The organism is Ruegeria sp. YKSE079 (genome assembly GCF_059612845.1).
Map to the genome: position 1 here is coordinate 22533 of NZ_JBXWRJ010000012.1, position 18508 is coordinate 41040.

The 18508-nt window shown below is 61.3% G+C and carries 19 protein-coding genes and 1 tRNA gene; 10 read left to right on the top strand and 10 right to left on the bottom strand.

Going from position 1 to position 18508, the window contains the following annotated elements; all coding sequences use genetic code 11:
* Positions 1–23: 23 nt before the first annotated feature.
* Genes glcF through AC2FMY_RS12530 form a run of 3 tightly spaced genes read right to left on the bottom strand, consistent with a single transcriptional unit; the run spans position 24 to position 3921 of the window.
* The gene (gene glcF / locus AC2FMY_RS12520; RefSeq protein ID WP_496807460.1) at positions 24–1334 is read right to left on the bottom strand and encodes a glycolate oxidase subunit GlcF; all 1311 of its coding nucleotides are present in this window, start codon (positions 1332–1334) and stop codon (positions 24–26) included.
* Positions 1335–1337: 3 nt separating this feature from the next.
* Positions 1338–2432, bottom strand: a complete 1095-nt coding sequence (locus tag AC2FMY_RS12525; protein WP_496807461.1) for an FAD-binding protein — start codon at positions 2430–2432, stop codon at positions 1338–1340.
* Between the two features lie 49 nt (positions 2433–2481).
* The gene (locus AC2FMY_RS12530) at positions 2482–3921 is read right to left on the bottom strand and encodes an FAD-linked oxidase C-terminal domain-containing protein (RefSeq protein WP_496807462.1); all 1440 of its coding nucleotides are present in this window, start codon (positions 3919–3921) and stop codon (positions 2482–2484) included.
* An 82-nt stretch (positions 3922–4003) separates the two neighbouring features.
* On the opposite strand from AC2FMY_RS12530, the gene AC2FMY_RS12535 reads away from it, so the two are divergent.
* On the top strand, positions 4004–4714 hold the full coding sequence (locus AC2FMY_RS12535; RefSeq protein WP_496807463.1) for a DUF599 domain-containing protein: 711 nt from the start codon (positions 4004–4006) through the stop codon (positions 4712–4714).
* A 35-nt stretch (positions 4715–4749) separates the two neighbouring features.
* On the top strand, positions 4750–5097 hold the full coding sequence (locus tag AC2FMY_RS12540; protein ID WP_496807490.1) for a hypothetical protein: 348 nt from the start codon (positions 4750–4752) through the stop codon (positions 5095–5097).
* A gap of 3 nt (positions 5098–5100) precedes the next feature.
* Here the strand turns inward: AC2FMY_RS12540 and AC2FMY_RS12545 are convergent, their stop codons facing one another.
* From AC2FMY_RS12545 to AC2FMY_RS12560, 4 genes are all read right to left on the bottom strand, one after another.
* Positions 5101–5586, bottom strand: a complete 486-nt coding sequence (locus AC2FMY_RS12545) for a flavodoxin family protein (protein WP_496746033.1) — start codon at positions 5584–5586, stop codon at positions 5101–5103.
* Positions 5587–5593: 7 nt separating this feature from the next.
* On the bottom strand, positions 5594–6064 hold the full coding sequence (rlmH, locus tag AC2FMY_RS12550) for a 23S rRNA (pseudouridine(1915)-N(3))-methyltransferase RlmH (protein WP_496746031.1): 471 nt from the start codon (positions 6062–6064) through the stop codon (positions 5594–5596).
* Between the two features lie 44 nt (positions 6065–6108).
* Positions 6109–6471 (bottom strand): ribosome silencing factor, encoded by a 363-nt coding sequence (gene rsfS, locus AC2FMY_RS12555; protein WP_496807464.1) that lies wholly within the window; start codon positions 6469–6471, stop codon positions 6109–6111.
* A gap of 154 nt (positions 6472–6625) precedes the next feature.
* Positions 6626–7978: a mechanosensitive ion channel family protein gene (locus AC2FMY_RS12560; RefSeq protein ID WP_480750629.1), complete on the bottom strand. Its 1353-nt coding sequence runs from the start codon at positions 7976–7978 to the stop codon at positions 6626–6628.
* 261 nt (positions 7979–8239) lie between these two features.
* Here AC2FMY_RS12560 and leuC point away from each other — a divergent pair, with 261 nt between their 5' ends.
* From leuC to AC2FMY_RS12585, 5 genes are all read left to right on the top strand, one after another.
* Positions 8240–9643, top strand: coding sequence for a 3-isopropylmalate dehydratase large subunit (gene leuC / locus AC2FMY_RS12565; RefSeq protein WP_496807465.1), 1404 nt, complete (start codon positions 8240–8242; stop codon positions 9641–9643).
* A gap of 38 nt (positions 9644–9681) precedes the next feature.
* Positions 9682–10224, top strand: a complete 543-nt coding sequence (locus tag AC2FMY_RS12570; RefSeq protein WP_496746027.1) for an HdeD family acid-resistance protein — start codon at positions 9682–9684, stop codon at positions 10222–10224.
* 41 nt (positions 10225–10265) lie between these two features.
* Entirely contained in the window at positions 10266–10871 is a 606-nt protein-coding gene (gene leuD, locus AC2FMY_RS12575) for a 3-isopropylmalate dehydratase small subunit (protein ID WP_496746025.1), read from the top strand.
* A 313-nt stretch (positions 10872–11184) separates the two neighbouring features.
* Positions 11185–12018: a hypothetical protein gene (locus tag AC2FMY_RS12580; protein WP_480750633.1), complete on the top strand. Its 834-nt coding sequence runs from the start codon at positions 11185–11187 to the stop codon at positions 12016–12018.
* Positions 12015–13082, top strand: a complete 1068-nt coding sequence (locus AC2FMY_RS12585; protein WP_496746023.1) for an endonuclease/exonuclease/phosphatase family protein — start codon at positions 12015–12017, stop codon at positions 13080–13082. Before AC2FMY_RS12580 ends, AC2FMY_RS12585 begins: the two co-directional genes overlap by 4 nt.
* Here AC2FMY_RS12585 and AC2FMY_RS12590 read toward each other — a convergent pair.
* On the bottom strand, positions 13032–13940 hold the full coding sequence (locus AC2FMY_RS12590) for a Rossmann-fold NAD(P)-binding domain-containing protein (protein ID WP_496746021.1): 909 nt from the start codon (positions 13938–13940) through the stop codon (positions 13032–13034). The genes AC2FMY_RS12585 and AC2FMY_RS12590 overlap by 51 nt on opposite strands.
* A gap of 87 nt (positions 13941–14027) precedes the next feature.
* Between AC2FMY_RS12590 and AC2FMY_RS12595 the strand changes: the two genes are divergently transcribed.
* On the top strand, positions 14028–14924 hold the full coding sequence (locus tag AC2FMY_RS12595; RefSeq protein ID WP_496746019.1) for a LysR family transcriptional regulator: 897 nt from the start codon (positions 14028–14030) through the stop codon (positions 14922–14924).
* On the opposite strand, the gene AC2FMY_RS12600 is transcribed toward AC2FMY_RS12595, so the two are convergent.
* The gene (locus AC2FMY_RS12600) at positions 14921–15454 is read right to left on the bottom strand and encodes a redoxin domain-containing protein (RefSeq protein ID WP_496746017.1); all 534 of its coding nucleotides are present in this window, start codon (positions 15452–15454) and stop codon (positions 14921–14923) included. The two genes, AC2FMY_RS12595 and AC2FMY_RS12600, sit on opposite strands and share 4 nt — an antisense overlap.
* Positions 15455–15545: 91 nt before the next feature.
* Here AC2FMY_RS12600 and leuB point away from each other — a divergent pair, with 91 nt between their 5' ends.
* Positions 15546–16649, top strand: coding sequence for a 3-isopropylmalate dehydrogenase (gene leuB, locus AC2FMY_RS12605; protein ID WP_480750638.1), 1104 nt, complete (start codon positions 15546–15548; stop codon positions 16647–16649).
* Positions 16650–16652: 3 nt separating this feature from the next.
* Here the strand turns inward: leuB and AC2FMY_RS12610 are convergent, their stop codons facing one another.
* Positions 16653–18245 (bottom strand): Na/Pi cotransporter family protein, encoded by a 1593-nt coding sequence (locus AC2FMY_RS12610; RefSeq protein ID WP_496746014.1) that lies wholly within the window; start codon positions 18243–18245, stop codon positions 16653–16655.
* Between the two features lie 127 nt (positions 18246–18372).
* On the opposite strand from AC2FMY_RS12610, the gene AC2FMY_RS12615 reads away from it, so the two are divergent.
* Positions 18373–18449: transfer RNA gene (locus AC2FMY_RS12615), tRNA-Pro, on the top strand.
* Positions 18450–18508: the final 59 nt, after the last annotated feature.

The window sequence follows — 18508 nt, forward strand, 5'->3', positions numbered from 1 at the left end:
GCTGCATCAGTGACCGATCCTGCTCAGCGAAGGTTCGGCACCCCGGCCATTTCCGACATTGCGCGCGGTTTCGGCCCGCCTGTGGCCCAATCCAGCAACTCGACCGTGTGCACCACCGGAACACCGGTACCCGACCCGATCTGGATCATGCAGCCTATGTTGCCCGCAGCGATGACGTCGGGCCGCTTCGCCTCCAGCGTTTGCACCTTGCGTGCCTTCAGTTTGCCGGAAATCTCGGGCTGCATCAGGTTATAGGTTCCCGCCGAGCCACAGCACAGGTGACTGTCTGCCGGTTCAACCACCCTAAACCCCGCCTTCTTCAGCAGGTCCTTGGGAAAGGTCTTGACCTTCTGCCCATGCTGTAGCGAACAAGCCGCATGATAGGCAACTGTCAGCCCTTTCTCCTCGCCCTCCGGCACCTCCAGCCGCATCAGCAATTCACTGACATCCATCGCGATCCCTGACACCCGCGCGGCATCCCCGGCCAGCGGGTCGTTGCGGAACATATGCCCGTAATCCTTGACGGTCGTGCCGCACCCCGAGGTGTTGATCACGATGGCGTCCAACCCGTCGCCGTCCATTTCGCGCGCCCAGGCTTTGATGTTTGCTGCTGCCGTGTGGTGACTGTCGCGCGTCTTTCCCATGTGATGGGTCAGCGCGCCGCAACACCCCGCCCCCTCGGCCACCACGACCTCGCAGCCCAGCCGGGTCAGCAGGCGGATGGTGGCGTCGTTGATGTCGGTGTTCAGCGCCTTTTGCGCACAACCCGTCATCAGCGCCACCCGCATCCGGCGCGCGCCTTGGGGCGCAAAGCTTTGCGGATCGTCATTGCGGCTGACCGGCGGGATCGCCTTGGGCGCCATCTCCAGCATCGCCCTCAGCCGCGCGTCCGGCATCAGGAACCGAAACGGCTTGCCGATCTTCGCCCCCAGCAGCGCCAGCCGGAACCGTGTCGGATAAGGCAGGATTTGTGCCAGCACCCAGCGCAGCGCCCTGTCCCGCCAGGGCCTCCGGTAATGCGCTTCGATGTATTCGCGCGCATGATCCACCAGATGCATGTAATGCACCCCCGACGGGCAGGTGGTCATGCAGGCCAGACAGGACAGGCACCGGTCGATGTGCCTGACCGTCCTTTCATCCGGCACACGCTCGTTTTCCAGCATGTCCTTGATCAGGTAAATCCGGCCCCTCGGGCTGTCCAACTCGTCCCCCAGCACCTGGTAGGTCGGGCAGGTCGCGGTGCAGAACCCGCAATGAACGCAATTGCGCAATATCTCGTTCGACCGCCGGATGGCCGGGTCGCGCAGTTGCTCCGTCGTGAATGTCGTCTGCATCGCCTATCCCATCAGTCCCGGATTGAAGAGCCCCTTCGGGTCGAACCGCTGCCGCAGCCCACGGCTCAATGCCGCGACGCCCGCCGGTTCCGGCTGAAACCGCCCCAACCGCCCAGTCGTCTCTGCCGAGGCGCGCACCAGCGTCGCGTGCCCCGCAATCGCGCCCAGCCGCGCCCGCAGATCGGTGCCTTCGGCCACCAGCGCCCAGATCAGCCCGCCGCCCCAGTCGAACAGCAGCCCCTCCGCCCCGGCCCGCGCGGCAATCTCGGACGCCTCTGTCGGCTTGACCGAGATCCGCCAGACGTCCCCCTGTCGCTTGTGAAAGGCCTCCACATCCCGAATGCCGCACCAGGTATTTTCGCTATCCGCCAATGGCCCGGCTTCGCCCCCCAGCAATTCGGCCAGCCGCCCAAGTCGATAGGAAACCGACTCCGCAAACCCCTCCACCCGCAGCAGCGCCCTCCCCGCGACCGGATCATAGGCGGCCCCGCTCACCTCATAGGGCGAGCCCAGCGCGGCCGACATCACCTGAACACCCGATTGGGTATCCGGCACGGACACGGCCAGCGTCTCGGCCATTTCGGCCTTGGGCAGAACCTTCAGCGACACCTCGCTCAAAACGCCCAATGTCCCCCAGGACCCGGCCATGAGCTTGACCAGATCGTATCCCGTTACATTCTTCATCACCCGGCCGCCGTTCTTGATCACCTGCCCGCGCCCGTCGACATAGCGCACCCCCAACAGGAAATCCCGGCACGCCCCGGCCTGCACCCTGCGCGGCCCCGAGACATTGGCGGCCACGACCCCGCCGATAGTCGGCTCGCCGGATGTTGCCAGCAGCCCGCGATAATCCATCGGTTCAAAGGCCAGGCGCTGCCCTTCTGTCGCCAGCGCCGCCTCGATCTCGGCCACCGGTGTCCCGGCCCGCGCCACCAGCGTCAGCGCCCCCGGCTCATAAAGCGTGATCCCGCGCAACCCCGCCACGCTCAATTCCGCGCCCGGCCCGCCAACCCCACGGGTGCCGCCGCCAACGATCCGCACCGGCGCACTCAGCCCGGCCACCATTCCGGCCAGTTCGGTCTCTGTCTCTGGTCTCATGACATTCATCTTTTCGAAAATACTCTGGGGGTTTGGAGGCAAAGCCCCATCATTCCGCCGCCATCCGCCGCGCTGCCGAACTGTCCAGCGGGAACACCTTGGCCGGATTCAACAGCCAGGCCGGATCGAACACGTCCTTGACTGCCATCTGCGCCTCCAGATCCTCACGCCCGTACTGATGCACCATCAGATCGCGTTTCTCGATCCCCACCCCATGCTCTCCGGTCAGACACCCGCCCGCCTCGACGCACAGCTTCAGGATCTCGGCCCCGAACGCCTCGCATTTCTCCAGATCACCAGGCTTGTTGGCATCGAACAGGATCAGCGGGTGCATGTTGCCGTCGCCCGCATGGAACACGTTGCCCACCGGCAGGCCATAATCTTCGCTCATCTCGCCGATCCGGCGCAGCACCATGGGCAGCGCCGAAACCGGGATGGTGCCATCCAGACACATGTAATCGTTGATCTGTCCCATCGCGCCAAAGGCCGATTTCCGCCCCAGCCAGATCTTGGCGCTTTCCTCCGCCGACTGGCTTTCGCGCAGTTCCACCGGGTTGTGACGGCGGGCAATCTCGATGATCCTGGCCAACTGGCTGTCGATTTCGGCCTCCGATCCTTCGACCTCGACGATCAGCAGCGCCTCGCAGTCCGGATAACCCGCATGGGCAAAATTCTCGCAGGCCTGAATGCAAAGCTTGTCCATGAATTCTATCGCCACCGGCAGGATGCCCGATTTGATGATGTCCGACACGCATTGCCCCGCCACCGCGTTGTCGTCAAAGCCCATCAGAACCGGCCGCGCGCCCTCGGGCTTGCGCAGGATGCGCAGGGTTGCCTCGGTCACCACGCCCAACTGCCCTTCCGAGCCGCAGATGACCCCCAAAAGATCCAGCCCGCCCGCATCCAGATGCGCGCCGCCGATCTCGACGACCGAGCCATCCATCAGCACCATCGTGACGCCGAGCAGATTGTTGGTGGTCACGCCGTATTTCAGACAATGCGCGCCGCCCGAGTTCATCGCGATATTGCCCGCAATGGCGCAGGCCAGTTGCGAGGACGGGTCAGGGGCATAAAAGAAATCCTCTTCTTCCACCGCCCCGGTCACGCTCAGGTTGGTGCGGCCCGACTGAACCCGGATGAAACGGTTGTCATAGTCGACCTCCAGCACCTCGTTCATCCGGGCAACGCCCAGAATCACGCAATCCGCCGTCGGCAAGGCGCCACCCGCCAGCGACGTGCCCGAGCCGCGCGGCACCACCGGCACCCCCTCCTCGTGGCATATGCGCAAGACGTCCGAGACCTCCTGTGTCGAGGCGGGCAGAACCGCCAGCATCGGAGGGCATTTGTACGCGGTCAGCGCATCGCATTCATAAACGCGGGTTTCGGCCTCGTCATGGATCACCGCATCCTCCGGCAGTACCTGGGCCAACCGCTCTCGCAGCCGATCCTTGCGCGCCAGCACCGCAGTATCGGGTTTCGGCATTTCCATGGCAATCTCCTCCGTTTGGTAAATTAATATTACCAATTTACCGATCTGGCAAGTTCAACCGGTAAGCCTTACTGTCGCAGCCATGACATGGATCGACCGCGCCCTGCTGTTTTCACCGCTGGATTATGCCGCCATCGCGCTGTTGTTGGGGGCATGGGTCTGGATCGGCTGGCGGATCGAGAATCCCGCACCCGGCAAACCGTCTGTGGCCCGCATGATGGACGACTTTCGCCGCGGCTGGATGAAAGAGATGGTCACCCGCCAGCCCCGGATGTTCGACGCGCAACTGGTCGCCAGCATGCGGCAGGGCAGCACCTTCTTCGCCTCGACCTCGATGATCGCCATCGGCGGCGGGCTGGCGCTGATCGGCAACACCGACCGGCTGGCGGGCGTCGCGCAGGATCTCGCGATTGGAACCGCACCCGACATGGTGTGGGAGATCAAGATCCTGATAACGCTCTTGTTTCTGTCCAGCGCGTTTCTGAAATATGTCTGGGCGCATCGTCTGTTCGGTTATTGCGCCGTCCTGATGGCGGCGGTCCCGAACGACCCGGACCATCCCGAGGCCTATCCCCGCGCCGGGCAGGCCGCCGAGATCTGCGTCACCGCTGCCCGCAGTTTCAACCGGGCCCTGCGAACGACCTATTTCGCGCTGGCCACGGTCGCCTGGCTGCTGGGGCCGCTGGCGCTGATCCTTGCCACGTTGGCGACGCTGGCGGTGCTCTATCGCCGAGAATTCGCCTCGCATTCCCGCACAATCCTGCTGACCCGCCCACCTCACACGCAGTCGTGAACCCCATGTCAGCCGGACACGCCTATGGTTGCCGCATGAGATACCTGATCCTGATCGCATTACTGGGGCAACCGGCCCTTGCCGATGAACCCGTCATCGAAAACGCCACCGCCCACCGCTCGGGCGACACATGGCGAATCGACGTGACACTTTCCCACCCCGATACCGGATGGGATCATTATGCCGACGGCTGGCGGGTGCTTGACCCCGACGGAAACGAACTGGGCCTGCGCGTGCTGCTGCATCCGCATGAACACGAACAGCCCTTCACCCGCTCGCTCAGCGGTGTTTCGATCCCTGCGGGTGTCACCGAGGTTCGGATCCAGTCCCGTTGCCTCGTCGACGGGTGGAGCGGCCAGACCTATACCCTGAGCCTCGACTGAACGTCAGAACGCCCCCATGCTCAGCCCCGCGCCCAGCGCCATGCCAAGCTCGCGGCACTGTTCCAGTTCGGCTTCGGGAATGACCTTTTCCGCCAGTATCTGTTCGGGGGTCTGCGCGTGAGTACACACGATCATGGCGGGCTGAACCTCCTTCAGACGCCAGCCCTGCGCGATCCGGGCGACCTGGCGCACCGCATTTTCGCCATCTGACCCGGCGCAGACCATCTGCGCATAGGGTCGCCCCTCGATCCGGCCCAGAACCGGGTAATAGCAGCGGTCAAAGAAATCCTTCATCACGCCCGATATCGCCGCCAGGTTTTCGGGGCAACAAAAGACATAACCGTCTGCCGCCAGCAAATCATCCGGCCCCGCCTGATCGGCGGGTTTCAGCACCACCTGCGCCTCGCCGCGCGCACCCGCCCCGGCGGCCTCGGCCATCTGCCGGCTGCCGCCCGTGCGTGAATGGTAGACGATCAAAAGCTGTGCCATGACCCCGTCATACCCGGTGATAGGGGCTTCCGGCCAGTATCGTGGCCGCCCGGTACAGCTGTTCGGCCAGCATCACCCGCACCAGCATGTGCGGCCAGACCATCGCGCCAAAGGATATCGAGAAATCCGCCTCGGCCCGCAAGTCCGCGTCGATTCCGTCGGCCCCGCCGATGATCAGCGCCAGATCCTGCCGCCCGGCATCACGCCACCCGGCCAACTTGTCCGCGAAATCGGGCGATGAAAGCGTCCTGCCGCGCTCGTCCAATGTGCAGATCACCGCGCCCTTGGGCAGCGCCTTGCGCAGCAAGACCGCCTCGGCGCCCATGCCCGCGTTCTTCTTGTCCTCGACCTCGATCACACATGCCGGGCCCAGGCCCAGCGCCCGCCCCGTCCGGTCGAACCGGGTCAGATAATCGTCAATCAGGGATTTCTCCGGTCCGGCCCGCAATCGGCCGACCGCGCAGATGCTAACACGCATTCAACTCTCGCTTCCGGCCCGAAATCGCAGGCCGGGATAGCGCCTCAGTTCGCCGAGGCGCTGCTACCCTGCGGCAGCCACATCTTTTCCAGCTGATAGAATTCCCGCACTTCGGGGCGGAAGATATGAACGACCACGTCGCCCGTATCGATCAGCGCCCAGTCGCCGGCATCCTTGCCTTCGACCTTGCAGGTGAATCCGAACTCCTGCTTGATGCGGTCCATCAGCTTTTCCGCCATGGCCGAGACCTGACGTGTCGAACGTCCGGACGCGATCACCATGTAATCCGCTACCGACGACCTGCCGCGCAGATCGATCTGCACAACGTCTTCGGCCTTGTCATCGGATAGTGAGGAAAGGATGCGCTCAAGCAGCTTTTCGCTGGTAAGCTGAGAGTGGGCCATCATTGCGGCCCCGTTATCGGCGGGCAAACCCGCCTGTGTACTGAGAGACAGGACATAGTCCTCCTTTGAAAAGCACCGGCCAACCCCCCGGCGCGGGGGTAAGTTGAATTTAGCAACCAAATTTTGTCATTTCAATGAAACCCGGCGTCACGGGCGCTCACTCTTCAGCAAGTTGTTGCGAAACCGTCTCTTTTCCGGCGTCATCGTTGAGCAGGCGAACCTCTCGCTGCGGGAACGGAATCGAGATGCCTTCGGCCTTGAACGCGTCCCAAAGCGCCAGAAACACGTTGCCCCGTATGTTGGTCAGGCCGGCCGTCGGATCGCTGATCCAGAACCGCAGGATGTAATCGACACTGCTGTCACCGAACCCGGTTATGTGACAGACCGGCTCATGCCCCGGCCCGGACAGCACCCGACGAACGGATTTGACCGCCTTGATTGCCACCGCGCGCACCTGATGCGGATCGTCATCATAGGCGGTGCCAAAATTCAGGTCCAACCGCACGAACCGATCCGAATGCGACCAGTTCACCACCTGGTTTGTGATCAGATCCTCGTTCGGTATCAGATACTCGCGGCCATCCCGCGTCACCACCGACACATATCGCGCGCCCAACGCATTGATCCAGCCAAAGGTGTCGCCCAACGAGATGACATCGCCTGGCTTGATCGAGCGATCCATCAGGATGATGATGCCCGAGATCAGGTTCGACACCACTTTCTGCAACCCAAACCCGATGCCGACACCCACAGCACCCGATAGCAGGGCTATGCCGGTCAGGTCGAACCCGAGAGTCCTGATCGCAACCATCAGGACCAACCCATAAAGCGCCACTTGAATCGCCTTGGTCAAAAGCACCTGCATTGACGGTGTAAGGTCGTCATTCTGCTCAAGCCCGCGCGCGGCTGCCTGAGTAACCAGTCGCGTCAGCACCAAAAGGACACCGATCAGCAGCGTTGCCTTTAGAATACCCAATATGGAAATGTGCAGATCGCCGATAGAAATGGCGACGCCATCCAGGAACCCGGCCACATCATCAGTCAGATTCAGTGCGACCAGTGTCGCATAAACCCACATGGACCACTTGAAGATCTGCCTCAGTGTTCGGTTCCGAACCAGCCGCGCCAGAAAACCGATGATCAGCCACGCCGTCGCAAGGGTCGCGAAAACCCCGATGATGTAACTCCGCGATGGCCACGTCGCCTGCTGCATCACCAGATAGACCGCCCAGGACAACAACGCGAAATAGGCCAACGTCAGACGGCGCATGATCTGCACCAGCACGCGCAGCCGCCATTTCGGCCAACCCTCGCGGGTGCGTGCCCACGCATCCCAGCGGTTTTTTGTCAGTACCTTCAGGCAATAGGCGATCGCCAGCAGAACCAGCAGAATCAGCATCTGGTATTGCCGCCAACCGGGGGTCAGGAACAGATCGACAAGTTTCGCGCCTTGCGTCGTGAACGCGTTGATCACGTCCGTGAACGTGGTCGGCAACAGGTCTGGGTCCATTCGCGTACCTCCTGCCCTCAGCATGGCCGGGCCGGGCGGCCAAGCGCAAGGCCCGTCGTGATGCCAAGATCAACCTTGATTGCCACTGTGCCCCGTTATATCTGGTGCACATGAGACACTACCCGGCTCCGAACCCGTATCTTCAGGACCGCGCGCGGTTGCGTGAACGGTTTTTCGGGGCTGCCCGCACGGTTCTGGCGCGCCTATAATCGGCGTCCAGCCACCATTTGCCAGCTATTCTCAAAAAACGGGAGAGGACCGATGTCCCCCAAGACACTCTATGACAAGATCTGGGATGCCCACGTCGCACACGAAGCCGACGATGGCACCTGCCTTCTCTATATCGACCGCCACCTCGTGCACGAGGTCACCAGCCCGCAGGCCTTCGAAGGGCTGCGCATGGCGGGCCGCAAGGTGCACGCACCGGATAAAACCATCGCCGTACCGGACCACAACGTGCCCACCACGCCGGACCGCGTGAACGGGATCGAAAACCCGGAATCGCGCATCCAGGTCGAAGCGCTGGACAAGAACGCCAAGGATTTCGGCATTCACTATTACCCGGTGAATGACGTCCGTCAGGGCATCGTGCACATCGTCGGCCCCGAGCAGGGCTGGACCCTGCCCGGCATGACCGTGGTTTGCGGCGACAGCCACACAGCGACCCACGGTGCATTCGGCGCGCTGGCCCATGGCATCGGCACGTCCGAGGTCGAACACGTTCTGGCCACCCAGACTCTGATCCAGAAGAAGTCCAAGAACATGAAGGTGGAAATCACCGGCAAGTTGCAGCCGGGCGTGACCGCCAAGGATATCACTCTGGCCGTGATCGGTGAGACCGGCACCGCCGGGGGTACCGGCTTTGTCATCGAATATTGCGGCGAAGCAATCCGCGATCTGTCGATGGAAGGTCGCATGACCGTCTGCAACATGGCGATCGAAGGCGGTGCCCGCGCTGGCCTGATCGCGCCGGACGAGACCACCTTTGAATACGTCAAGGGCCGCCCCCACGCCCCCAAGGGCGCGCAGTGGGAAGCCGCGCTGAACTGGTGGAAAACGCTCTACTCCGACGACGACGCGCATTTCGACAAGGTCATCACCCTCAAGGGCGAGGACATCGCACCCGTCGTGACCTGGGGCACCTCGCCCGAAGACGTGCTGCCGATCACCGCAACCGTGCCAAACCCCGAGGATTTCACCGGCGGCAAGATCGACGCGGCCCGCCGTTCGATCGAATACATGGGGCTGACCGCTGGCCAGAAGCTGAGCGATATCGAAATCGACACCGTCTTCATCGGCTCCTGCACCAACGGCCGCATCGAAGACCTGCGCGCCGCGGCCGCGATCCTCAAGGGCAAGAAGATCAAGGACGGTATGCGTGCCATGGTCGTGCCCGGCTCGGGCCTTGTCCGCGCCCAGGCCGAGGAAGAAGGTCTGGCGGATATCTTCAAGGAAGCCGGGTTCGAGTGGCGTCTGGCCGGGTGCTCGATGTGCCTTGCCATGAACCCCGATCAGCTCAGCCCCGGCGAACGCTGCGCCGCCACCTCGAACCGCAACTTCGAGGGCCGTCAGGGCCGCGGCGGGCGCACCCACCTGCTGAGCCCGGCAATGGCTGCCGCAGCGGCAATCACAGGACGGCTGACAGACGTGCGCGAGTTGATGTAAGCTACCCTCATAATTGAGTTTTTGAGGGAGAGACTGAAATGAGTGACTGGCTGAAACTGTTCCTTTTGGGAATACTGTTCATCGTGTTCGGGGTCATCGTCCTGGGCGCGCCTGTCGTCGCATCCGTGGCCATCGCGACGCTCACCGGAATCCTGCTGCTCATCGGCGGCGGGCTTCAGGTCATCGGCGGCTTCACCGTCGAAGGCACCGGTGCCAAGATCCTGTCCATCATCATGGGCGCGATCATGCTGTTTCTGGGCTGGTCATTCCTGTCTCATCCGCTGCAGGGCGTCATTTCGCTGGCCATGCTGGTTCTGATCCTGTTCATGGCCGGCGGTATCGCCCGCATCATCCTGTCGTTCCAGATGCGCGGAACACAGTTTTTCTGGCCCACACTGATCTCGGGCGTTCTGTCGATGGTTCTCGCCGCCATCATCTGGAACTACGCGGCGGAAGATCCCACCTGGCTGCTGAAACTGCTCGGCATCCTTCTGGGCATCGAGATGCTGTTCAACGGGTTCGGCCTGATCTTCATGGCGCTGTTCTTCAAGGGCGCCGGAAACCAAATCAAACAAGGATAGCGCGGGGAACGGGGCTGGCCCTCTCCCGCAGGAGTGAAAAAATGGAAAAGTTCGAAAAAGTCCACGGGGTGGCCGCCCCAATGCCTTTGATCAATATCGACACCGATATGATCATTCCCAAGGTTCACCTGAAAACCATCAAACGGTCGGGCCTTGGCGTCGTCCTCTTCGACGAGATGCGCTATAACGATGACGGCAGCGAAAAGCCCGATTTCGTGCTGAACAAACCTGCCTATCGCGAGGCTGAAATTCTGGTCGCGGGCGACAACTTCGGCTGCGGATCATCGCGCGAACACGCGCCGTGGGCGATCAAGGATTTCGGCATCAAGTCGGTCATTTCGACCAGCTTCGCCGACATCTTTTTCAACAACTGCTTCAAGAACGGTATCCTGCCGATCGTGGTCACCCCCGATCAGCATGAGGTTCTGATGCAGGACGCGCACAAGGGCGAGAACGCGCGAATGACGATCGATCTGGAAACTCAGGAAATCACCACGTCTGACGGCGCGGTCATCAAGTTTGACATCGATCCGCACCGGAAACACTGCCTTCTGAACGGGCTGGATGACATCGGGCTGACGATGAAAAAGGCGGAACATATCGCAAAATTCGAATCAGAAGCGGCCCAATCCCGTCCCTGGGTGTAAGACTGACCCTACGTTAACCACAAAGGCCGCCCTGCGCGGCCTTTGTTCATTTGGGGCCGAATTTTACACAACCACAAAATGTAGTGCAAAATTATGAACACACGTCGAATTTGAGTCACCATTGATGCATTGCGGCACCACTCTTGCCATCTTTTTGCCTCAAATCATGTGTTTGTTGCCCTAGTGTCTTGAGAGGGATGTCTGTTGTCGGCACAAATATGCCTATAAGAGGCATCCGCTTTGCAAAGCGGGCACAAGTTGGAACAAGGGTGCGGCAAAGAACCGGCCTGTCCAGTTTGAAGGGATTCGGATAGTGTTTGCACGCACAACAGGGGCGGCGATACGTGGGTTGCTTGTGGCGCTTTTGGTGCTCACACCTGCGTTGTACCTGCCTGGTTCAGCTTCGAATGCGACAGAGATCGTGGTGTTCCTCGCGATTCTCGCATTTGTACTGACGTTTGCCGAATACAACTCCGCCTTTCCCAGCTTCATCGAATTTCGTGATGCGCCGCCTTTGAACCGGCTGCGGTTCGTCGGCCTGATGTCGATGGTCACCTTCCTGACATTGGTCTGCAAACACGTCTACGCGCCCACAGGATTGACCACCTTGTTTGCCGGTGTCGGCATACTGATCTCGAATGTCGTCGATTTCCCCTATTCGCCCGTGCGTCTGGTGGTCTTGATGCTGCCGCCGGATGCCAGTTCCGGTCTGGTCAATCTGGTGCGGATGTCGGCGGGAATCGCCTATATCGCCGCGCTGGTCACCGTGGCCACCTTTGCCTACGCGCTGCGCTTTCGCGGCTGGCCCCTGGGCAACGGGGCCTTCAACGTTTGGGTGAACCTTCCTCTTTTCGACCCGACAACCGGCGGCGATGTCGTTACCCGGTTGCAACGCGACGGTCGGCTCAACGTCACGGTGGGCGTGCTGCTGCCCTTCCTTATTCCGGCAGTGATCAAGCTGGCATCCGATGTCATCGACCCGATTTCGCTGGGCAATCCGCAAACCCTGATCTGGACCATGAGCGCCTGGGCCTTTCTGCCCGCCAGCATCATCATGCGAGGCATGGCCATGATGCGAATCGCCGGCCTGATCGAGGAAAAACGCCGCCGCGCCTATTCCACCGCCGAGGCCGCCCAGACCGCATGATCCGGGCCTTTCTGCCGCTTCTGCTGTTGCCAACGCTGGCACAGGCAGATGTTTTGCGTATCGCAACCTACAACACCGAACTCAGCCGCAAGGGCCCTGGCCTGTTGCTGCGCGACATTCAACGAAGCGACCCGCAAGTCACGGATGTTGTCACGGTGATTTCAACCGTCGCGCCGGATGTGATTGCCCTGCAAGGTATCGACTGGGACCATGACGGTTTGGCCCTGAACGCCCTGGCAGACCTGCTCAGCAAGGCAGGTATCGACTATCCCCACCGCTATTCCAGCCAACCCAATTCCGGCATCGAAACCGCGCTCGACCTTGACGGCGATGGGCGCACCTTTGGCCCCGGTGACGCGCAGGGTTGGGGCGAGTTTTCCGGGCAAGGCGGTCTGGCCGTCCTGTCCCGTTACCCGATCATAAACGAGGCGGTCGTTGAATTCACCAACCTCCTGTGGCGCGACCTGCCCGGCGCGCAACTGCCGCAGACGGCTTCGGGTCCCTTCCCCACGGCAGAGGCGCAGGCGCAACAACGCCTGTCTTCCACCGCGCATTGGGCGATTCCAATCGATGCGCCAGCGGGTCGGTTTCATCTGATGACCTTCCATGCCTCACCGCCGGTCTTCGACGGCCCCGAAGATCGCAACGGCCTTCGCAACCGTGACGAAATCCGGCTGTGGCAAGCCTATCTGGACGGCGCGCTTGGCCCTGCCCATGCTACGAAATTCGTCCTCGCCGGTGATGCAAATCTTGACCCGCACGACAGCGATGGTCGCACCCAGACCGTCCGCACCCTGCTGTCCGACCCACGCCTGCAAGACCCCGCTCCACAAAGCGCCGGTGCTGCGCGTGCCGGAAACCAGAACCACCGCTCGCCTGACGCACATGACACAGTGGACTGGCCCGGGATCGGTCGCTTTCGCGTCGATTACGTCTTGCCATCCTCGGACTGGTCGGTGGCAGATGCCGGGGTGTATTGGCCCGCCCCCGATGTGGACGGGCATGAGGCCGCGTCACGCGCCAGCCGTCACCGGCTGGTCTGGGTGGATCTCTTGGCCGAGTAGTCCCGCCGGGACCGCCGATGCCAGCGCGGTCGTGAAATCGGTTTGTACAAATGGGCCAACTAGGGTCTCAAAATGCGTACAATCCAGACAATTCGGCGTGTTCCACAAGTACCGCATCTCGATCAGGTGCCGCGCCATTGGCCAGAACGGCTGCGCCAGTTCAAGCGGCCACCACGACATTTCCTTTACCGAAACCGGTCGCCTCAGAACCCGCGACAACCCCTCGGCAATGTCTCGCCCGGTCACTGTGAACCCTGCAAAAGGCACCTCCGCGAACCGCGGCAATTCACCTCGGATTTCCGCCAAGGCAACGGCTGCACGGGCAAGATCGGGCAGATAGGCCCAGGCGTGCGGTATGTCCGGATCGCCGGGATAGACGAATTTGCCCTTTGCCAAAGGCTTGATCATGACCTGATCGAACCAGTTGCCCGAAGCTTCGGTGTCGATGAAATCCCCTGCCCGCAACAGGATCGTACGCACGGTCGAGGCGCGATAGGCCTCTTCCATATGTCTGCGAATTCGTCCCAGTGGATTGGTCGCCAGGTGTGGTGTCGCGCCCGACCACGGCCCCGGCGTATCTGCACCGAAGACATATACATTTCCCGGCACAATCACCGTCGAACCGCTGAGTTTCGCAGCCTCGATCACCTTTGCATGAAGGGGGACAACCTGCTTGGCCCACTCTGTATAGGGCGGGTTCCAGGCGTTTACGATCACATCCGCACCTTGTGCTGCAATCAGCAAGTCGTCTGACTTTCGGTCAAATCCGCGCACGGTCCAGCCAGCCTTTGCAAACGCCAATACAGCATTTCGGCCAAACCGTCCCGAGGCCCCGAGAACAAGTACTGTCTGTGTCATGAGTATTCTCCTCTTCTCGGGGGCAAGATACCCATTCGATTACGTTATTGAATTGCAGAAAAACGCAGATCATGTATTCATTTCTGAATGGATAAATCGCTCATTTCCGCTGACTGGTCCCTGATTCAAAGCTTTCTGGCTGTCGTCGAAACCGGTTCCCTGTCTGCCGCAGCCCGAAATCTGAACAGCAGCCAACCAACTCTGGGCCGTCAGATTCAGGCTCTGGAGCAATCCCTGGGCGTGTCGCTGTTCCACCGGCACACCCGTGGTCTGAGGCTGAGCGATACTGGCGCGCAACTGTTACCCATGGCAATCCGCATGCGCGATGCCATGCAGGAGATTTCACTGATCACCGCAGGCGAAGCCAAGAGCCTTGCAGGTACGGTCAGGATCACAGCCTCGGTCTATGCTTCCCACCACAACCTTCCGCCAATCCTTGCCCGCATCCGAGAGTTGGAGCCCGAAATTCAGTTGGAATTGGTGCCGACCGACGCCACCGAAAACCTGTTGTTTCGCGAGGCGGATATCGCCGTTCGCATGTACCCGCCCCGGCAACTCGACATTGTGGCACAGCACATCACGGATATCGAACTGGCCGCATTTGCCGCCAAATCCTATCTGAACCGCGCAGGAATGCCTGAGAAAATCGAAGATCTGATGGACCATGATCTCGTCGGGCTGGACGCGGACGAGGCGATCATCACCACGATGCGAGAAATGGGATGGCCTGCCACGCGCGGGATGTTCGTCGTGCGGTGCGACAACCACAGCGCTTATTGGGAACTGGTGCGCGCCGGATGCGGCATCGGCTTTACGCAGCGCTCTGTGGGACAGGCCGATCCGACAGTGCAAGAGCTGCCGTTCGATCTGCCCATCCCACCTCTGCAGGTCTGGCTGGCCGCGCCGCAAGCCATGCGGCAAACCCCCCGCATTCGCCGTGTATGGAACCTGTTGGCGGAGGGTTTGCTTGGGTTGAACCGTTAGGCCGGAAGCGGGCCAGTATGAGTTCCGCGTGGTGGATAGTTGTTATCCAGCGCGTATTTGATGCCACCCTTGATATCCGCCACGGACGGACGACCAAACGGTGTCGATTGCTGCCAGGCAAAATACAAAGAGCGATCCGGGGCGACATAGAAATGGCCGGGTTCGGCGAAATAGGGCGCCTCGGCGGTGCCTTCACGGCCTTTCGACATATACAGCCCCCAATCATCCCGCGCCGCCGCAAGCGGCAGACCGTGCCCGACGCGCAAGCGAGAGGTTCCGGCCTTTTCGACGGTTTGCGCCGCGCGTTCCGCCGTATCCGTGCTGAGCATGATGACTTCGACACCAAGTTCGGCAAAGTCATCCAGCGCTGCCTCCAGCTCGCCCATCTGCCGGACGCAGATCGGACAGTGCACGCCTCGATATTGAATCACCAGCGTTCCGTTTTTCCCTTTGTCCCGGTCCAAGTCGAAGCTTCCGTGCGCCACGGTTTCGATTTTCAGTTCAGGGACCGCATTTCCCGGTATCAGCATGTATTTTCCTCGTGTTTTGGCCGGATCGTCTCATTGACCCGTTGCCGCGCACACGCTAGGGCGATGGCAACGAAACGCAAGGAGACCGTTCATGCCCAACCCTTCGCTCCTCATCCTGCCCGGAGACGGAATTGGCCCGGAAGTTATGGCCGAAGTGCGCAAAATCATCGACTGGTTTGGTACAAACCGCGGTCTTCACTTTGACGTGAGCGAAGACCTGGTGGGCGGTGCAGCCTATGATGTGCACGGCAAGCCGCTGGCGGACGAGACCATGGCCAAGGCGCAGGACGTGGATGCTGTGCTGTTGGGTGCCGTAGGCGGGCCGAAATATGACGACCTGGATTTCAGTGTGAAGCCCGAACGCGGGCTGTTGCGTTTGCGCAAGGAAATGGATCTCTATTCCAACCTGCGCCCCGCCCAGTGCTTTGACGCGCTGGCCGATTTCTCGTCGCTGAAAAAGGACATCGTCGCGGGTCTCGACATCATGATCGTGCGCGAACTGACCTCAGGCGTCTATTTCGGAGAACCGCGTGGCATCTTCGAGGAAGGCAACGAGCGCGTGGGCATCAATACTCAGCGCTACACCGAAAGCGAGATCGAACGTGTTGCCCGCTCGGCCTTCGAACTGGCAATGCGCCGCAACAAGAAGGTCTGCTCTATGGAGAAGGCCAACGTGATGGAATCGGGCATTCTGTGGCGCGAGGTGGTGACCCGCGTGGCCAAAGATTATCCAGAGGTCGAATTGAGCCACATGTACGCCGACAACGGCGCCATGCAGCTGGTGCGCGCGCCGAAACAGTTTGACGTGATCCTGACCGACAACCTGTTCGGTGACATCCTGTCCGATTGCGCCGCGATGCTGACCGGCAGCCTGGGCATGCTGCCCTCGGCGTCGCTGGGCGCCCCCATGGCCAATGGCCGCCCCAAGGCGCTTTACGAGCCCGTACACGGCTCGGCCCCTGACATCGCAGGTCAGGGTAAGGCCAACCCCATCGCCTGTATCCTGAGCTTCGCCATGGCGCTGCGCTACAGTTTTGATAATGGGGCCGAGGCTGACCGTCTGGAAGCGGCGGTTGAAAAGGTGCTAGCCGATGGTGTTCGCACCGGCGACCTGCTGGCCGATGAAGGCGTCAAACCGGTGTCGACCACGGAAATGGGCGCTGCCATCATCGCCGCGTTGGACAACAGCCTGTAATTTCTACTGGCCTGCGGCGGATGTTTCTGCCGCAGGCTCTGCGACCGGGCTGTGCGGCTGGTAGTGCGCCACCCGCTCGGCATGATGCAGTATCCTGTCAAGCCAGCGCATCGCGTCGGTATGCGCAAAGACTTCTTCCAGAGAATAAAGCCCTGCATGTTCCCCCAGCATCATCGCGCGGCGGTGGCGCTTGGCCCGACGCTGGACAAGCGCTTGCAAGCGCAGCAGGCGGACCGCGACCGTCGGAGACGCCAGATCGCCGGCCGCCAGCGACAGCGCCACGCCTGCAGCCAAGCCGGGTCTGCGCAACAGGCGGTCCGACAACAGCGTTTCCATCCGGCCTCTCTGTCCGGCCCGGCGCAACAGACGGTCCAGATGATCAATTTGATGAAGCAAGGCGGCAAAGGCTTCTTCTTCGGCCGCTCGCCCTTCGGTGAGACGAATGGCGGCAAGGTATTTCCTCAACTCCTCCAACGCGTCAGCGCATACGCCAAGAGCCGCGAGAGGGCGCAAATCCGGTTCGGGCTGCAGAGCCGATCCGATTGCAGTGAACAACCGCGCCGCAATGGACGAAACGGCTGTCTGCGCCGCGAGAATGGCGGTACCCGGATCGCTGAGCAGCCGTTCGTCAAGGTCGATCAGACGCTCCCGCTTGTCGGGCAGAATGCGCGCAACCAGACCAGAAAACTGGCGTGTTATCGGTAGGAACAACGCTGTTCCGGCCAGATTGAACCCGGTGTGGAAAACCAGGAGCGAGGTCATTTCGTCGGTTGACGCCGCGATATGCTCCAGATTCGTACGGAACAGGAACAATAACGGAAACGCGATCACGGATGTCGCAATGTTGAAGATCAGGTTGGCAATCGCCGTTTGCCGCATCGGAACCGATCCACCCAGAGAGGCAAGCAGGGCGGTGAACGTGGTGCCGATGTTCATGCCGATGACAAGGCTGGCCGCCTGGATCATCGAAATCGCCCCCGCCGACAGCATCACCAGCGACAAGGCCATCGCGGCGCTTGAGGATTGCATGAGAATGGTGATGGCTGCACCTGCTCCCACCAGCGTCAGCAACCCCAGAAAGGTTGCACCCGGCAGCATGGCAGGCGTCACGGTCTCGGTCAGATCGCCCATTCCCGTCTGCATCAGTTCCAACCCGACGAGCAGCAGGCACAGGCCGGACAACACCCGCCCGAACCGGGCCACCGGCCCATGTGCCAGCAAATCGACCAGCGCGGCCGGGAACAGCAAGGCCAAGGCCACGTTGCCCAGTTTGAGCTTGAAGCCCAGAACGGAGACCAGCCAGCCGGTCGCGGTCGTGCCGATATTGGCGCCGTAGATCACGCCCATAGCTTCGGGCATCGTCAGCAAGCCGGCCCCCACGAAACCGACTGTCATGACCGTCGTCGCGCTAGAGGATTGCACAACAGCAGTCGTCGTCGCCCCCGTCAGCACGCCGCGCAAAGGTGTGGTGGTAAACGTCGTAAGAATGCGGCGCAAACGACTGCCAGCAACCTCGCGCAAGGCGTTGGTCATGATTTCCATGCCCACAAGGAACATGCCAACGCCACCAACCAGATAGAATAAATTCCCGTTCATGCCAGACCCTCGATTGAGCCTACCGTCTGACAATTGCCGCCTTCCGGCAAGAGAGGCAATTTCCCGAGCTACTATCAGAATCCCTCTTGCAACTGTATGCCCGCGAGTATAGATCACCCGCCACGGTCGGAGTGTAGCTCAGCCTGGTAGAGCACTGTCTTCGGGAGGCAGGGGCCGGAGGTTCGAATCCTCTCACTCCGACCAATAAAACAAGGCCTCTGACTGGGCCTTTTTTGTTTTCCGGTTTGTTAAACTGCCCCTTT